The sequence below is a fragment of the Sphaerisporangium sp. NPDC049003 genome, assembly GCF_043197795.1.
Classification (GTDB): Bacteria; Actinomycetota; Actinomycetes; order Streptosporangiales; family Streptosporangiaceae; genus Sphaerisporangium.
Map to the genome: position 1 here is coordinate 224957 of NZ_JBICTU010000001.1, position 17012 is coordinate 241968.

Here is a 17012-nt window from a genome sequence, read left to right on the forward strand (position 1 = left end):
CCTGATGGGGGTGAGCGTTCCATGACGGCACGCCGGGTGGTGGTCACCGGAGGCGCGGGATTCCTCGGCTCGCATCTGTGCGAGCGCCTGCTGGCCGAGGGCGACTCCGTGATCTGCATGGACAACTTCCTCACCGGCTCGCCGGCCAACGTGGAGCACCTGATGGGCCGCCCGAGGTTCCGGCTCGTGGAGTGCGACCTCACGGGTTTCGTCCACGTGCCGGGTGAGGTGGACCTGGTGCTGCACTTCGCCTCGGCCGCGTCGCCGACCGACTACCTTCGCCATCCGATCGCCACGCTCAAGGTCGGCAGTCTCGGCACGCTGCACGCGCTGGGCCTCGCGCGGGAGAAGGACGCCCGCTTCGTGCTCGCCTCGACCAGCGAGGTGTACGGGGACCCGCTGGAGCACCCGCAGCGCGAGACCTACTGGGGGAACGTCAACCCTGTGGGGCCGCGCAGCGTGTACGACGAGGCGAAACGGTTCGCCGAGTCGCTGACGACGGCCTACCGGAACTCCCATGACGTGGACACGGCCATCGTGCGCATCTTCAACACGTACGGCCCGCGCATGCGGCCCCACGACGGGCGGGCCATCCCGACCTTCGTCCGCCAGGCCCTGCACGGGGAGCCGATCACCGTCACAGGGGACGGCAGCCAGACCCGGTCGATCTGCTACGTCGACGACACCGTGCACGGCGTGCTCACCTTGGCCGACAGCGGTTTCGAGGGACCCGTGAACATCGGCAACCCCTCTGAGCTGTCGATGCTCCAGCTCGCCACGATCGTCCGCGACCTGACGGGGTCGTCGTCGCCGATCGCGTTCGTCGACAGGCCGGTGGACGATCCGGGCGTCCGCCGCCCTGACACGTCTCTGGCCGCGCGCCGGCTCGGCTGGCGTCCCGAGATCGACGTGACCACCGGGCTGTTGCGCACCATCTCGTGGTTCGAGCGCCGGCTGATGGAGACGAGCCTGCCGGCATCCTGACCTCAGCGGTACGCGTGGCGCCCTATGGTGCGCGTGGCGTCTTCAGCCGACGTGGACCTGGGGACGCCGGTCCGCGCGGGGTTCGGCCCTGCGGAGGATCTCCCGGGTCAGCTGGGGGACGTCGCCTCCGCCGAGGATGAGATAGCCGAGCAGGGCGAGCACGGGATTGCCCTCGGGCCAGTGGAAGTAGATCTGCGGATTGAGACCGGTCATGTCCCGCAGGTGGAGGAGGATCGCGGCGATCGAGTTGGGCACCGAGGGACTCCGGGTGGTGAGGAAGCGGCAGCCCTCACGCTCTTCGCCCTTGACCTCCAGCGTGCTGCTGAACTCCGAGGCGTCGCCGATCGTCACTTCAAGGAAGAGCACGGGTACGTCCGCGGGCAGGCGGTGCAGCCGGCGGGACCGCCGTTCCTTCGCGTGGTAGTCGACGCGTCCGCGCTCGTCCGGGTTGGTGGAGACCAGGACGAGCTGCCCCGGTGCCGCCGCCTCCCGGACGAACTCCCGCGCGCGCTCGTCCAGCCTGACCTCCTCCACCCGCAGTTCGAGCGACCGGGTGGCCCGGGAGACGAAGGAGGTCAGGATGATCGTGCCGATGAAGAACGAAGCGATCTTGATGCCTTCGGGCCGCTCGAAGATGTTGGCGACCGCGGTGTAGGCGATGACCAGCGTGATCACGCCGAAGTGGACGACCCCTCGCCGATCTCGCCGCCGGTGGGCCGAGATCGTCACGGCCAGCGCGGCCGAGAGGATCACGACGAGCACACCCGTGGCGTACGCGCCGCCCTGGGCGTCCACGTCGGCCCTGAAGATGATCGTGATGGTGAACGCCACGGCGGTGAAGACCAGGACGAGCGGGCGGGTGGCCGTGGCCCAGTGCGGCGCCATGCCGTACCTCGGCAGGTAGCGCGGCACGACCGTCAGCAGGCCTGCCATGGCCGACGCCCCCGCGAACCACAGGATGGTGATCGTGCTGACGTCGTAGACCGTGCCGAATCCCTCGCCCAGGTAGCTGTGGGCGAGGTAGGCGAGGGCACGGCCATTGGCCTTGCCACCTGGCGCGAACTGCCCGGGGGGAATGAGAACGGCCGTGGTGAAGCTGCTGGCGATGAGGAAGAAGCTCATGGTCGACGCCGCCGTCGTGAGCAGTCGTCTCGCTCCCCTGATCCTGCCCAGGGGACGCTCGGGGTCGTCGTCGCCCGAGCCCCGGATCAGCGGCATCACGGCGACACCGGTCTCGAAGCCCGACAGTCCCAGCGCCAGCTTGGGGAAGACCAGCAACGCCACGCCGATCATGACGAGCGGGCTGGAGTAGCGCGCGGTCAGCAGCGCCTCCCAGTGGAGCACAGGACCGGGCGCGGCGAGCAGGTGCTGGAAGGCCACCCCGACGACGACCAGGTTGAGGGCCAGGTAGACGGTGACCAGGCCCACCGCGATGCCGATGGCCTCGCTGAACCCGGCGAGGAACACCACCGCGAGCAGCACGACGAGCGCAAGCGTGACGCCGATCCTGTGACCGTGCAGCACGCCAGGCGCGAGGGGGTTCTCGATGACGTGCGCGGTGGCGTCGGCGGCCGAGAGGGTTATGGTGATGATGAAGTCGGTCGCGAGAAAGCCGAGCAGCACGAGCACGAGGAACTTCCCGGGCCACCCCGGCAGGTGGCGCTGGAGCATGGCGATGCTGCCCTGCCCGTGCGGGCTCTCTTCCGCGACGCGGCGGTAGACCGGCAGCGCGCCGAACAGCGTGACCGCCACGAGCACCAGCGTGGCGATGGGCGACAGCAGGCCCGCGGCCAGGAAGGCGATGCCCGGCTGGTACCCCAGGGTCGAGAAGTAGTCCACCCCGGTGAGGCACATGACGCGCCACCAGGAATGCTGCCTGGAGGGGGTCGCGTGCGCGTCCTTGGTCGACGGTCCCTCCAGAAGCCACCTGGACAACGGCCGCCACCACCGGAAGCCTCCTCCCCCCTCCCCGAAACCACGGTGCCCCGGGGTTCCGTCCCCCGTACCGCCGTGCGCCGGACCACTGTTTCCGGGGTCTCCGTTTCCGGCCGTACCGGGGTCCGTACCCAATACCGTCACTCCCCGTCGCAGACACGCTCGGCCGTTGAAAGTTTCAGCACCTCTCATGCCGGAGACTCGCGGCGTCGCATTGATACCCCCAGGTGAGCACTGGTTTACCCCCGCGGCCTCACTGATCGGAAGAACGGCCGTGAGACCGCCCAAATGGCGGTTTCGCGTGCGTTCATCTAGGTTCCCGTCCAGATCCGGATTCGCAGGCGGCCGCCCTGGCAGATTTACCGATCGTGGAAATTGAAGCGCTTCGATAAATCTCTCGTGAAAGGGAGAGTCATGCGCCACATCGCGAAATCCCCGATGCGTCGACTGGTGGTCACGGGATCGGCGGCGATCACGCTGGCCGCCGCGGTCACGACCGTCTCGGCCGGAGCCGAGGCCGCCGCCGCGGGCTGCCGGGTCGACTACACGGTGTCCTCCCAATGGGCCGGAGGCTTCACCGGGGACGTCAGCGTGACCAACCTCGGTGACGCGATCAACGGCTGGAAGCTCGTGTGGAACTTCACCGCGGGCCAGCAGGTCGTCCAGGCATGGAGCGCCACCGTGTCCCAGAGCGGTGCGCAGGTGACCGCGGCCGACGCCGGCTACAACTCCGCGCTCGCCACCGGCGCGAGCACCTCGTTCGGCTTCAACGGCTCGTGGAACAACTCCAGCAACCCGGTCCCCGGTTCGTTCGCGCTCAACGGCGTCACCTGCACGGGCTCCACCGGGCCGACACCGACCGCCACGCCGACCGCGACCCCCACGGTGACCCCCACGGCGACGCCCACCGTGACCCCGACGCCCACCCCCACGTCCACGACCCCGGCGGCGAACGCGCGCCAGGCGGAGAGGCTGAACCGGGGGCTCATCAGCGCCAGGTCCGGCAGCGGAAACTTCGTCACCTGGCGCATGCTGGGCACCGACCCCGCGAGCGTGGCCTTCAACCTCTACCGGGGCACGACCAAGCTGAACTCCTCACCGATCACCGGCTCCACGAACTACTTCGACAGCGGCGCCGCGGCGGACGCGTCGTACACCGTGCGCCCGGTCGTCAACGGCGCCGAGCAGGCCGCCTCGGAGCCGTCGCTCCGCTTCGGGGGCGGCGACTACCTCGACGTGCGCATACAGCCCCCGTCCGGCGGCACGTCGCCCGACGGCGTCGCCTACACCTACAGCGCGAACGACGCCGGCGTGGGTGACCTCGACGGCGACGGCCAGTACGAGTTCGTGCTCAAGTGGGACCCCTCGAACTCCAAGGACAACTCTCAGTCGGGCTACACCGGCGACGTCTACGTGGACGCCTACCGCCTCAACGGCACCCGCCTGTGGCGGATCGACCTCGGGCGCAACATCCGCGCCGGAGCCCACTACACGCAGTTCCAGGTGTACGACTACGACGGCGACGGCAGGGCCGAGGTCGCCATGAAGACCGCGGACGGCACGGTCGACGGCACCGGCAGGGTCATCGGCAGCTCCTCGGCGGACTACCGCAACAGCTCCGGCTACATCCTGTCCGGGCCCGAGTACCTGACGATGTTCAACGGCCAGACCGGGGCCGCGATGTCCACGGTGAACTACGACCCTCCGCGTGGCACCGTGTCGTCCTGGGGCGACAGCTACGGCAACCGGGTCGACCGGTTCCTGGCCGCGACGGCGTACCTGGACGGCACCAGGCCCAGCCTGGTCATGGCGCGCGGGTACTACACCCGCACGGTCATCGCGGCCTGGGACTTCCGCAACGGCACGCTGACCAAGCGGTGGACGTTCGACTCCAGCAGCTCGGGCAACAGCGCGTACGCGGGCCAGGGCAACCACAACCTGTCCGTCGCGGACGTGGACGGCGACCACAAGGACGAGATCGTCTACGGCGCCATGTGCGTGGACGACACCGGCAGGGGCCTGTGGAACACCGGCAACGGCCACGGAGACGCCATGCACGTCGGCGACCTCGACCCGTCGCGGTCCGGCCTTGAGGTGTTCAAGGTCGACGAGGACGGCAGCAAGCCGAGCTCGTGGATGGCCGACGCCCGTACCGGCCAGATCCTGTGGACGACCCCGTCGAACGGCGACAACGGGCGCGGCGTCTCAGGCGACATCTGGTCGGGCAGCGCGGGCGCCGAGTCGTGGTCCGCCGCCGCCGACGGCCTGCTGAACACCAAGGGCGCCAACGTGGGCCGCAAGCCCTCCTCGATGAACTTCCTGGCCTGGTGGGACGCCGACCCGGTGCGCGAGCTCGTCGACCGCACCCAGGTCGACAAGTACACGACCAGCGGCGAGAGCCGCCTGCTCACGGCTTCCGGGGTCCACTCCAACAACGGCACCAAGGCGACGCCCTCGCTGTCGGCCGACCTGTTCGGCGACTGGCGTGAGGAGATCGTCTGGCCGACCACCGACAACACGGCGCTGCGCGTCTACACGACGACGGCCGTGACCGACCGGCGCGTCTTCACCCTGATGCACGACACCCAGTACCGCGAGGCCATCGCCTGGCAGAACACCGCCTACAACCAGCCGCCCCACCCCAGCTTCTTCATCGGCAACGGCATGACGACCCCGGCCCAGCCCAACATCTACATCCCCTGACCCCCACGCCCACTCGACGACCCGCTCATCGCGGGGCGACGGACAGCAAGATGTCGACGAGCCGGTCTGCCGCGTCGGGCCGACCGTGAGAGCGGGCCCGCGTCGCGATGGCTGCTCGCCGGCCCGGGTCGGCGAGCAGCGGGGCCACAGCCTCCCTCAGGGCGTCCGGGGACACCTCGGCGAGCAGGGCGACCGCGGCGCCGGCCTCGGCCAGGTGTCGCGCGTTGTGCGTCTGCTCGCCGGCGGCGGAACTGGCCAGTGGGACGAGGACCGCGGCCTTGCCCAGCGCGGTCAGTTCGGCGATCGTGCCCGCGCCGCTGCGGGAGACGACCACGTCGGCCAGGGCCAGGACATCAGGCAGCTCGGCGCCGACGTAGCCGGTGAGCAGGTAGCGGGCCGCCAGATCCCCCGGGAGCTCCGCGGCACGCCGGCGCATGTCCTCGACGTTCGCGGGCCCACACTGGTGGACGACGTTCGCTTGGGACAGCAGCCACGGCAAAATGTCGGTCACCAGCCCGTTGATCTGCTGCGATCCTTGGGCGCCGCCGGTGACGTAGACGGTCGGGCGTAGCCCGTCGAAGCCCGCGATGCCCAGGGCCGCCACCGCCCGGTCCGGACGGCCGCGCAGCACCTCGGGCCGTACGGGATTCCCGGTGACGGTGGCGATCGCGCGGGCGGACTCCGGCAGCAGCGGCACGGTCGATTCCGACGACACCGCGATCCGCCTCGCGGCGCGGGCGAGGAGCCGGTTGGCCAGGCCCAGGCGGACCGTCTGCTCGTGGACCACCAGGGGACGGCGGCACAGCTTGGCCGCCAGACCCACCGGGACGGCGACGTAGCCGCCTGTGGACAGCACCACGTCAGGGCGGAAACGGGCGACGATCGAGCGGGCCTGCGCGACGCCCAGCGGCACGCGGAACATGTCGGCCAGGTTGGCAGGTGAGATCATCTTCAGCGGATTGCTTGACCGGCGTACCTTGCCTGTGGCGACCGCGGCGAAAGCGATCCCCTCGGCCGGGGCGACGCGGGCCTCCAGGCCGTGAGCCGCTCCGACCCACAGGACGTCAACGGTCCTGCCCGTGGCCGCGAGCCTGGCCTGGAGTGTGCGAACCGCGGTGAGAGCGGGGTACGTGTGGCCCCCCGTCCCGCCCCCCGTGACGATCAGACGGAAGGGCCGCCCCTGACCCTCGGCACTGTTCAACAGGAAGCTCCCAATCTGCTACGCCGGGGACTCGACCCGCCGCGCACCCTCTGCCGCGAGCGTCCTCCACCCGCGATGCGAACCTGATCTTCGTAGGCGAGAATAGACGCATCGTGATCACCTCCTGTCCGGCTCAGAGGGCGTAGTCAGGGGAGCCGCCGGTGAGGTAGAAGGTCGTGCCCTGGGCCTTCGCTTCGAGGGCGGCGTGGAGGCGGCGGATCAGGTAGGACGGCATCAGTGCCTTGGCCTCGTCCACGTCGAAGAAGCCGCATTCGTCCAGTTCCTCCTCCTGGAGGATGACGCCTTCGGCGCCCGGCAGGGTGCCGCAGTCGAACAGGAAGTGCACCAGGGGCAGCGGGCGCTCGGAGAACGGCGGCACCCAGTGCACGCCCAGGAACCTGCCGACCGGCAGGGTGAGCCCCAGTTCCTCGGTGATCTCGCGCGCGCACGCCTCGTCCGGAGTCTCGTCCTCGTCCACGTGACCGCCGGGCCAGAGCCAGTGGTCGCGGTAGTTGGGCTTGACGAGCAGCACGCGGCCTGACGGATCGGTGATGAGCGCCCCCGAACTCGCGAGGGTCTTGTTGATCCGTTCGTAGAAGAGGTCAGACGAGATCGCAGCCATGATCCGACCGTAACGCCGAGGACGGCGCCACTCCCTCAAGGGCCGGCCCCGTAGTCGCGCACCTGGGACAAAGATCCCGGTAACAGTTCAGAAACGACCAAACAGTAAAATATTCCATCATGGCGGGCGAGCGGGTACCCAGACGGGTTTGGATCATCTGGGTCATCGGCGTCTTCGCTTACGCCGTCGCCGTCTTCCACCGCCAGTCGCTCGGCGTCGCCGGCATCGAAGCGGGCCTCCGCCTCGGCGTCGGGGCGACCGGGCTTTCGATGCTCGCCATGCTCCAGATCCTGGTGTACGCCGGGATGCAGATCCCCGTCGGCATGCTCGTCGACCGGCTCGGCTCCAAGCGGATGCTGCTCATCGGGGCCGGTGTCATGGCCTGCGGCCAGCTCGTCTTCGCCCTCTCAGGCGGCCTGCTCGACGCCGTCGGCGGCAGGATCCTGGTGGGCTGCGGCGACGCCATGACGTTCATCAGCGTCATCCGGCTCGTCAGCGTCTGGTTCCCCGCGCGGCGCAACCCGCTGATCGTCCAGCTCACCGGCCTGCTCGGGCAGCTCGGCGCGATCGCCTCGGCCGTGCCGCTCATCCAGGGCCTGCACCGCTACGGCTGGACGCCCACCTTCCTGACCGCCGCCGCCGTCGGCGGGTTCTCCCTGGCGCTGGTGGCGGTGCTGCTGCGCGACTCCCGCCCGGCGGAGGCGGCCGAGCGCCCACGCCTCCGCGAGGCGTGGGCCGAGCCGGGGACCCGCCTCGGCATGTGGACCCATGCCGCGACCCAGTCGTCCGCCGCCGCGTTCCTGCTGCTGTGGGGCTACCCGTTCCTGGTCGAGGGCCAGGGGCTGCGGCCCGCCACGGCGGGCGTGCTGCTCACCACGCTCACCCTGCTGGGCATGGCGTGCGGGCCCGTGCTCGGCTACCTCGCCGGACGCCACCCCTTCCACCGGTCGCGCATGGTGCTGATCGTCATCGGCACGACCGCCGGGGCCTGGACCGCCGTGCTGCTGTGGCCGGGGCGCGCACCCGTCTGGCTGCTCGTGGTCCTGGTGGTGGTGCTCGCCGGGAACGGCCCTGGCTCCATGATCGGGTTCGACTTCGCCCGGACGTTCAACCCGGCCACGCGCATCGGCGTGGCCACCGGCATCGTCAACGGCGGCGGCTTCGTCGCCACCATGGCGGTGATCGCCCTCATCGGCATCGCGCTGGACCTCCGCGGCGGCGTCGGCCTTCCGGCCTACCGCTGGGCTTTCGCCGTGCAGTACCCCGTCTGGATCCTCGGCGCCGTCCAGGTGCTGCGCTATCGCGGCAAGGCGCGCAAGCTGATCTCCCAGCTCAGCGAGGGCCTTGGAAAGGTGCGGGACACGGCGGAGACGATCACGAAATAGGGCCGAGCTCGGTGAAGGCCTCGGGGAAGTGCCCGGTGCCGATCAGGCCGCCGCGGGCGCGCACCTCGCGCAGGAGGTCCTCCCTGGTCGACACCGCCAGCTCGGGGTCGAGGTCGTGGGCGTAGGTGATCGCCGGGTTGACGAGCTGGACGGGATGGAGCACCGCGTCGCCCGTCAGCGTCAGCGTCCCGATCTCGACCACCTGGTGGCCAGGCGTGTGACCGGGTGCGAGCCGGACGCGGACGCCGGGGACGACCTCGGCGTCGCCCTCCACGACGTCGACCAGCCCGGTCAGCGGGCGGAGCACCCGCTCCAGGATGGGATGCGGACCGGTGCCCTCGATCCAGTCGACCTCGGCCCGCTGGAGGACGTGCCGGGCGTCGGGGAACGCGGGGACGCCGTCGGCCACGGCGCCGCCGGCGTGGTCGCTGTGCAGGTGGGTGAGCACCACGGTGCCGACGTCCCCCGGCGCGACGCCCCGCGCGGCCAGCTCGCCCATCAGGCCCCCTGGCACGGGCGCCCAGCTCGACGCGGGCGAGTCCGACCCGCCGATGCCGGTGTCCACCAGAACCGTACGCCCCGCGCGGTCGCGCAGCAGGTAGCAGCGGAAGTGCAGGACCCAGTCGTCGCCGGGGACCCTGGCCCAGTCGTCGGGCGAGCCCCCGGAGAGGATCTCTCGCACCGGCTGCCTGAGGTCACCCCCAATCGGGCCCACCGCGTCGCACAGCGGGATCACCTCGACACCCGCGATCGACCTGGGCGCGTACGACATCGCACTCCCTCGTCCGGACGGCAGTGCGGCCAGACTAGCGATCGGGGCTCGCGGGTGATCGCCCGATGCCCTCACCCCCGCCGGCGTGGCGTCACTCCGGCAGGTGGGCACGTCGTGGGCGCGGGTCAGTACGCCACCCCGACCACCTGCTTCACCGTCGCGGGGTCGTCCACCACCGCGAGCAGCGCGTGCGCCAGGTCGGCCCGCGAGATCGTGTAGCCGCGCGGCACGTTCCCCCCGACGACCCGGCGGTAGGTGCCCGTGAGCGGCTTGTCGGTCAGGCGGGGCGGGCGGACGATGGTCCACTCGACCGCGCTGTGCCGGACTTCCTGCTCCATCGCCCCGAGGTCGGCGTACACGTCGCGAAGGGTCCTGCGCAGCAGCGGCAGCGCGATCGCCCGGTACCACAGGGCCTCCCCCTCGGGGACGGGGCCGACCGGCACCGCGCTGAGGACCGCGAGCCGGCGCACGTCGCTCGCGTCCATCGCCCGCAGGATCGACCGCAGCGCCATCGACGCGATGCCCGCCTCCTTGCGGCTGTTCGCCCCGAGCGCCGAGATGACGGCCTCCCGGCCGGCGAGCGCGGGGCGCAGCGCTTCGGGGCTGGTGACGTCGGCGGTCACCACCTCCAGCGCGGAGTGGCTGATGGGCAGGCGCGCGGGATCGCGCACGACCGCGGCGACCTGGTGCCCGGCGTCCAGCGCCTGCCGGACGACCTCTCTGCCCGTGCCGCCGGTAGCTCCGAAGACGGTGAGCTTCATGAGACATCCCCCATAAGTTGGTGAGCACTCACTCACATCATAGGATGAGTACCCGCTCTCCGCGCGGGCAAAGCCCGGGACCGCCGAAAGGAAGAACCGCTCCCATGCCCCATCAGCGCACCGCCGCCGGCGCTCGCACACGGCAACGCATCCTCACGGCCGCCGAGCATCTGATGCGCACGATGGGCCTCGCCCGCGTCACCACCAAGGAGATCGCCCGTGAGGCCGGATGCTCGGAGGCGGCCCTCTACCGGCACTTCTCCGGCAAGGAGGAGCTCTTCATCTGCGTCCTGCAGGAGCGGCTGCCCGCGCTGGGCTCCCTGATCGCGGAGCTGTCCGAGGACCTGGGTGAGCGTACGGCCGAGCAGTGCCTCACCGACATCGCCCACAACGCCACGCTGTTCTACGAGGCGAGCATGCCGATCGGCTCCTCGCTCTTCGCGGAACCGGCGCTGCTCCAGCGCCACCGCGAGGGGCTGCGCAAGCTGGGCGCGGGCCCGCACAAGCCGCTGGACGCGCTCGCCCGCTTCTTTCACGTCCTGCGCGCCGACGGCCATATCCGCGCGGACGCCGACCCCGAGTCGGCCGCCGCGCTGCTTCTCGGCGCCTGCTACCAGCGGGCCTTCCTGCGGCACTTCATGGGCGAGGAGGGCTCGCCGAAGAGCATCGGCGACTTCGCCGCCGGCCTCGCCCGCACCCTGCTCACCGGCATCGCCTGACAAGCGCGCCACCGCGCCCCCAGTGGCGTCGTCAGCGGTCGGGCATCCAGGTCCCGTGGAAGCCCGCGGGGACGCGGCGCGGCAGCCGTACGGAGGCGACGAAGTCCAGTCCGGCGGCGTCGAGGACGAGCAGTTCCGAGCCCTCACGGTCGTTGACGATCGACAGCAGCCACCCTCCGTCCTCGGCCCGGGCACCGGAGGCGGGCACGAAGACCGCCTCGCCCGGCCGAGCGCCCAGATCCCGCACGCGGGATGTGCCGGCCACGGTGTCGTACTTCACCACCGCGTCCCCGGTGACGGTGTACAGGTACCTGCTCGACCGGCCGAGCAGGTCCTCGTCGAGCGTGGGGAACTCCACGGCGCGGTCGTCGAGCTGCTCCTCCTTCACCGCGCCGCTCGCGGGGTCGAGCACCCACCGGTGCAGCACGGCGCCACCCGTCTCGGCGGCGGGCACGGCGCTGCCGCCGACGCGGGGCCAGATCCGGGCGAAGGCGCCCGGCGAGTAGCGGACCGCGTCGAGCACCACCCGGCCCGAGGCGTCCTCACGGGCGTTGCCGACGTGGAAGACGTAACAGGGATCGACGTCGAACCAGGTCACCCGCCCCGCACGGTCCATCACACCGAGCCGGGCGCCGTAGGAGTCGTCCCACTGGAACGGCAGGCCGCGCCCCACGCGCTCCATGTCGAACACTACGGGCAGGTCCAGCCACACGACGTGGTTCTCGGTGATCGCGAAGTCGTGGACCATGGTCGGGCCGGGAACGTCCACGGCGCGGCTCTCCACCAGCTCCCCCGCGGCCGACAGGCGGTGATAGGTCAGGAAGGGCGCGAGGACGCCGTAGCCGAAGAAGTGCAGCTCTCCGGTGACCGGGTCGCGCTTCGGGTGCGCCGTCATCGCGGTGGTCAGCCGCCCGCCGAAGTCGCAGGGCCCCACCGTCTCCAGCTCGGGCGTCAGCTCGTACGGCAGGCCGCTCTCGACCAGGGCGAGGATCCTGCCGGCGTGGCGCATGACGCTGGTGTTGGCGGTGACGGCCGTCAGGTCGGGGCCGTCCGCGCCGAGGTAGGCGGCGCCGTCGGTGAACTTGCGGGTGCGCACCCAGCGGTTGCGGTACCACTCGGCGCGTCCGTCGCGCAGGCGGATCCCGTGGACCATGCCGTCGCCGGCGAACCAGTGGCCCGGATCGTGGCCGGGCAGCGGGTTGGGCCCGTTGCGGAAGTAGCGCCCGGTGAGCTCGGCCGGGAGGGCGCCGGTGACCGGCAGGTCGACGGCGCCGATCTCGTCGGGGACGGGGGCGAGTTCGCCCGACAGGTAGGAGGGGGTGGCGGTGGACATGATGGACGCTCCAGACGGGTGGCTCAGGCGGCGTAGCGGGCGGCGACGGCCTTGGGGTAGCGGGCGGTGAACAGGGCGGGGGCCACGAAGGTGACGACCTTGACCGCGATCACGACGGCGGTCGCGTGCGGCGCGCTGTGGAGCAGGAAGGCGAGCGAGACGGCGGCGACGACGAAGGCCACGCCCCACGCCGAGGTGATGACCGCGTTGACCCGGTAGAACAGCGGCGTCCGCCACACCTCCGGGGTCGTCATGCTCCGGGCGATGCCGAGGGTGAACGGCCTGCGGACGGCCAGGGAGCCCCAGGCGGTCAGCGCCAGCCAGGCGTTGACCAGGGCCGGGCCGTACGGCATGAGCGGGGACTCCGGGGCGACCAGGGAGATCACCGTGACGAGCGTGAAGAACACCGCCGCGCTGGACTCGATCACCATCTGGTCCCACTGCTTGCCCGACCTGCGGTCGGCGGCGATGACCAGGAGGGCGATCACGAGCCCGGCGACCGCGCCGTAGCGCCACTCGTCACCGGTGGCGATGACGGCGTACACGATCCACGGGAGGAAACCGAGGAAGCTGCGGATCATTGTCGGACCTTTTCGACGTTCCAATGTAGACATGTCGAAACTAGAAGGTCCCATGGCGACCTGTCAACACTGGAATGTAGGATCTCGGTCATGAGCCTTCGACACGCACTGCTCGGCATGCTCGCCCAGGGCCCGGCGAGCGGCTACGACCTGCTGAAGATCTTCGAGATCTCCCTGGCCAACGTGTGGCCGGCCACGCAGAGCCAGGTCTACACCGAGCTCTCACGCCTCGCCGACGCCGGGCTCGTCAAGGTCGCGGCGCAGGGCCCGCGTGGCCGCAAGGAGTACGCCATCGACGAGACGGGCCTGGCCGAGCTGCGCCACTGGCTGACGGAGGTCGAGCCCAGCCATGCCGGGCGCAGCGACATGCTGCTGCGCGTCTTCTTCCTCGGCCAGGTCGACCAGGAGCAGGCACGAGCCTACCTGCGGCGACGTGCTGAGTTCGGGGCCGAGCAGCATGAGAGGCTGGCCGCGCTGAAGGACGTGGTGTCCGCCGGAGACGACGATCTCTCGGTCTACGGCCGGCTCGCCCTTGAGTGGGGCCTGCGGTTCAGCGCCCTGCAGAAAGAATGGGCCGAGTGGGCCGAAGGCCAGCTCCAGCGGGAAACCCAGCCGGAGTAGGGGTCCCGAGCCCCTTCACGACCAGGGGTGGGGCCATGGCATCATGTTACTCACGAGTAGCCCAAAGCCGGAAGCTACCCGGCAGCGAGGAGCCAACCGTGCCTTCGTCCCGTGACGTCGTGTTCGTCGACGGCGTGCGCACACCTTTCGGCAAGTCAGGGCCCAAGGGCCTGTACGCCGAGACGCGCGCCGACGACCTGGTCGTCCGTGTCATCCGCGAGCTGATGCGGCGCAACCCGCACCTGCCGCCCGAGCGCATCGACGAGGTCGCCATCGCGGCCACCACGCAGATCGGCGACCAGGGCCTGACCATCGGCCGCTCAGCCGCGGTGCTGGCCGGGCTGCCGAAGTCGGTCCCCGGCTACGCCATCGACCGCATGTGCGCGGGGGCGATGACCGCGGTCACCAGCGTGGCGGGCGGCATCGCCTTCGGCGCGTACGACGTCGCCATCGCGGGCGGCGTCGAGCACATGGGCCGCCACCCGATGGGCGAAGGCGTCGACCCCAACCCGCGTTTCCTGTCCGAGAAGCTGGTTGACGGCTCCGCGCTGATCATGGGCATGACGGCGGAGAACCTCCACGACCGCTACCCGGCGATCAGCAAGGCGCGGGCCGACGCCTACGCCGTCGCCTCGCAGGAGAAGGTCGCCAAGGCGTACGCCGACAACAGGATCCAGCCCGACCTGGTGCCGATGGCGACCCGCAAGGCCGCCGAGGGCTGGGGCCTTGCCACCGAGGACGAGCCCCCGCGCCCCGGCACCACCATCGAGGGCCTCGCCTCGCTCAAGACGCCCTTCCGCCCGCACGGCCACGTCACCGCCGGGAACTCCGCGGGCATCAACGACGGCGCCACCGGCAGCATCATCGCCGCCGCGGACGCCGCCGCCGAGCTGGGCCTGACGCCCAAGATGAGGCTCGTCTCCTACGCCTTCGCCGGCGTCGACCCCGAGGTGATGGGCGTCGGCCCCATCCCCTCCACCGAGCGGGCGCTGCGCCTGGCCGGGCTGTCGATCGGCGACATCGGGCTGTTCGAGATCAACGAGGCCTTCGCCGTGCAGGTGCTGGCCTTCCTTGAGCACTTCGGCATCGCCGACGACGATCCGAGGGTCAACCCGTACGGCGGCGCCATCGCGTTCGGCCACCCGCTCGCCTCGTCCGGGGTACGGCTGATGACGCAGCTCGCCCGCGAGTTCGCCGACCGCCCCGAGGTGCGCTACGGCATCACCACGATGTGCGTAGGCATGGGCATGGGCGGCACGGTTGTCTGGGAGAACCTCGCCTGGGAGGGCGCCAAGTGAGCGACATCACGAAGATCTTCGCCGACGAGGTAGTGACCGGCGCGCTCGTACGCGACGTCCGGCTGCCCGGCGGCGCGGGCACGATGGCCCTGATCACGCTGGACAACGGCTTCGACCACACCAAGCCGAACACCTTCGGGCCGCGCGGCCTCGCCGAGCTCGACAAGGCTCTCGACGCCATCCGCGACCGCACCGACCTCGCGGCGGTCGGCGTCACCGGCAAGCCCTTCATCTTCGCCGTCGGCGCCGACCTGAAGGGCGCCTCGCTCGTACGGACCCGCGAGCAGGCCGAGGACCTCGGACGGCTCGGGCACGAGGTGTTCCGGCGGCTCGGAGAGCTGGAGGTGCCGTCGTTCGCGTTCGTCAACGGCGCGGCGATGGGCGGTGGCCTGGAGGTGGCGCTGCACTGCACCTACCGCACGATCTCGTCGGGCGTCCCCGCGGTCGCGCTCCCCGAGTGCTTCCTCGGCCTGGTGCCGGGCTGGGGCGGCACACAGCTGCTCCCCCGCCTGATCGGCCCGGCGAACGCGCTGAAGCTGATCATCGAGAACCCCCTGTCCCAGAATCGGATGATCAAGGGCACCGAGGCGTTCAAGCTCGGCGTCGCCGACGCGGTCTTCGAGCCCGCCGACTTCCTGGAGGAGTCGCTGCGCTGGGCCTCCCGCGTGCTGACGGGCGAGGCGGCCGTCCCCCGCCCGCCGTTCACCGAGGACGCCGAGGCCTGGAAGGCGGCCGTCGAGGGCGCTCGCACCCTGGTCGACCTGAAGCTGCGTGGCGCGTCCCCCGCTCCCTACCGGGCGCTTGAGCTGGTCGAACTGGCCCGTACGGCCCACCGTGACGAGGGCTTCGAGGCCGAGACGACGGCGCTGGCCGACCTGCTGATGGGCGACGAGCTGCGGGCGGGGCTGTACTCCTTCGACCTGGTGCAGCGACGGGCCAAGCGGCCCGCCGGCGCTCCCGACAGGGCGCTGGCCCGCAAGGTGACCAAGGTCGGCGTGGTCGGCGCCGGGCTCATGGCCTCGCAGCTCGCCCTGCTGTTCGCCCGCCGCCTTGAGGTGCCCGTGGTCCTCACCGACCTCGACCAGGCCCGCCTCGACAAGGGCGTCGGATACGTGCACGCCGAGGTCGGCAAGCTGCTCGGCAAGGGCCGGATCAGCGCCGACCAGGCCAACCGGCTCAAGGGCCTCGTGACCGGGTCGCTGACCAAGGACGCGTTCGCCGACGCCGACTTCGTCATCGAGGCCGTCTTCGAGGACCTCAAGGTCAAGCGGCAGGTCTTCGCCGAGGTCGAGGCCGTGGTCGGCCCCGAGTGCCTGCTGGCCACCAACACCTCCTCCCTGTCGGTCACCGCGATGGCGTCGGAGCTGCGGCACCCCGAGCGCGTGGTGGGCTTCCACTTCTTCAACCCGGTCGCGGTGCTGCCCCTGCTGGAGATCGTCCGGGGCGAGCGCACCGACGACGCGTCGCTGGCCACGGCCTTCGCGGTGGGCAAGACGCTGAGGAAGTCCAGCGTGCTGGTGAAGGACGCCCCGGCGTTCGTGGTGAACCGCCTGCTCACCCGCTTCATGGGCGAGGTCATCGGGGCGGTCGACGAGGGCACCCCGATCGAGACGGCCGACCACGCCCTGGACGGCCTCGGACTGCCGATGACGCCGTTCACCCTTCTCCAGCTCGTCGGCCCCGCCGTGGCCCTGCACGTCGCCGAGACCCTGCACGAGGCCTTCCCCGGCAGGTACGGCGTGTCCGCGAACCTCGGGGCGCTCGTGAAGGCCGGCAAGCCCGGGGTCTACGCGCCGGACTTCTCGATCGACCCCGAGGCTCGGAAGATCTTCGAGGGGTCCGGGGCGACCGGGCCGGGCGCCGAGCAGGTCCGCGACCGCGCGCTGCGGGCGATGGCCGAGGAGGTGCGGCTGATGCTCGACGAGGGCGTGGTCGCCGCCGCCGAGGACATCGACCTGTGCATGATCCTCGGCGCGGGCTGGCCCTTCCACACCGGTGGCATCACGCCGTACCTCGACCGTACGGGCGTCTCCGCCGAGGTCAACGGGCGTCCCTTCCTGTCACCGGGGGTCGCCTCGGTCCCGGCCTGACCTTCCG

General features: G+C 70.9%; 14 protein-coding genes. 7 read left to right on the forward strand and 7 right to left on the reverse strand.

The window, feature by feature from the left end:
• Positions 1-21 precede the first annotated feature (21 nt).
• Positions 22-984: a UDP-glucuronic acid decarboxylase family protein gene (locus ACGFIV_RS01255; RefSeq protein ID WP_358551839.1), complete on the forward strand. Its 963-nt coding sequence runs from the start codon at positions 22-24 to the stop codon at positions 982-984.
• A 42-nt stretch (positions 985-1026) separates the two neighbouring features.
• Here the strand turns inward: ACGFIV_RS01255 and ACGFIV_RS01260 are convergent, their stop codons facing one another.
• Entirely contained in the window at positions 1027-2919 is a 1893-nt protein-coding gene (locus ACGFIV_RS01260; protein ID WP_358551837.1) for an amino acid transporter, read from the reverse strand.
• Positions 2920-3333: 414 nt separating this feature from the next.
• Here ACGFIV_RS01260 and ACGFIV_RS01265 point away from each other — a divergent pair, with 414 nt between their 5' ends.
• Positions 3334-5622, forward strand: coding sequence for a cellulose binding domain-containing protein (locus ACGFIV_RS01265; protein WP_358551835.1), 2289 nt, complete (start codon positions 3334-3336; stop codon positions 5620-5622).
• Between the two features lie 25 nt (positions 5623-5647).
• Here ACGFIV_RS01265 and ACGFIV_RS01270 read toward each other — a convergent pair whose 3' ends face one another.
• Complete coding sequence (locus ACGFIV_RS01270; protein ID WP_392830906.1) at positions 5648-6823, reverse strand: glycosyltransferase; 1176 nt, start codon at positions 6821-6823, stop codon at positions 5648-5650.
• A gap of 133 nt (positions 6824-6956) precedes the next feature.
• Positions 6957-7445 carry an NUDIX hydrolase gene (locus ACGFIV_RS01275; RefSeq protein ID WP_358551831.1) on the reverse strand — a complete coding sequence of 163 codons (489 nt, stop codon included), beginning with the start codon at positions 7443-7445 and terminating at the stop codon, positions 6957-6959.
• 119 nt (positions 7446-7564) lie between these two features.
• On the opposite strand from ACGFIV_RS01275, the gene ACGFIV_RS01280 reads away from it, so the two are divergent.
• Positions 7565-8830 carry an MFS transporter gene (locus ACGFIV_RS01280; RefSeq protein ID WP_358551829.1) on the forward strand — a complete coding sequence of 422 codons (1266 nt, stop codon included), beginning with the start codon at positions 7565-7567 and terminating at the stop codon, positions 8828-8830.
• Here the strand turns inward: ACGFIV_RS01280 and ACGFIV_RS01285 are convergent.
• Positions 8820-9602 (reverse strand): MBL fold metallo-hydrolase, encoded by a 783-nt coding sequence (locus ACGFIV_RS01285; RefSeq protein WP_358551827.1) that lies wholly within the window; start codon positions 9600-9602, stop codon positions 8820-8822. The two genes, ACGFIV_RS01280 and ACGFIV_RS01285, sit on opposite strands and share 11 nt — an antisense overlap.
• 125 nt (positions 9603-9727) lie before the next feature.
• On the reverse strand, positions 9728-10363 hold the full coding sequence (locus ACGFIV_RS01290) for an SDR family oxidoreductase (RefSeq protein ID WP_358551825.1): 636 nt from the start codon (positions 10361-10363) through the stop codon (positions 9728-9730).
• A 104-nt stretch (positions 10364-10467) separates the two neighbouring features.
• On the opposite strand from ACGFIV_RS01290, the gene ACGFIV_RS01295 reads away from it, so the two are divergent.
• Positions 10468-11082 carry a TetR/AcrR family transcriptional regulator gene (locus ACGFIV_RS01295; protein ID WP_358551823.1) on the forward strand — a complete coding sequence of 205 codons (615 nt, stop codon included), beginning with the start codon at positions 10468-10470 and terminating at the stop codon, positions 11080-11082.
• A 31-nt stretch (positions 11083-11113) separates the two neighbouring features.
• Here the strand turns inward: ACGFIV_RS01295 and ACGFIV_RS01300 are convergent, their stop codons facing one another.
• Complete coding sequence (locus ACGFIV_RS01300) at positions 11114-12415, reverse strand: carotenoid oxygenase family protein (RefSeq protein ID WP_392830912.1); 1302 nt, start codon at positions 12413-12415, stop codon at positions 11114-11116.
• A gap of 23 nt (positions 12416-12438) precedes the next feature.
• The gene (locus tag ACGFIV_RS01305; protein WP_358551819.1) at positions 12439-12996 is read right to left on the reverse strand and encodes a hypothetical protein; all 558 of its coding nucleotides are present in this window, start codon (positions 12994-12996) and stop codon (positions 12439-12441) included.
• Positions 12997-13086: 90 nt separating this feature from the next.
• On the opposite strand from ACGFIV_RS01305, the gene ACGFIV_RS01310 reads away from it, so the two are divergent.
• The 3 genes from ACGFIV_RS01310 to ACGFIV_RS01320 all read left to right on the forward strand — a co-directional run bounded on the left by ACGFIV_RS01310 (position 13087) and on the right by ACGFIV_RS01320 (position 17005).
• Entirely contained in the window at positions 13087-13617 is a 531-nt protein-coding gene (locus ACGFIV_RS01310; RefSeq protein WP_358551817.1) for a PadR family transcriptional regulator, read from the forward strand.
• 98 nt (positions 13618-13715) lie between these two features.
• Complete coding sequence (locus ACGFIV_RS01315) at positions 13716-14915, forward strand: thiolase family protein (protein ID WP_358551815.1); 1200 nt, start codon at positions 13716-13718, stop codon at positions 14913-14915.
• Positions 14912-17005 (forward strand): 3-hydroxyacyl-CoA dehydrogenase NAD-binding domain-containing protein, encoded by a 2094-nt coding sequence (locus ACGFIV_RS01320; protein ID WP_358551813.1) that lies wholly within the window; start codon positions 14912-14914, stop codon positions 17003-17005. Before ACGFIV_RS01315 ends, ACGFIV_RS01320 begins: the two co-directional genes overlap by 4 nt.
• Positions 17006-17012 lie beyond the last annotated feature (7 nt).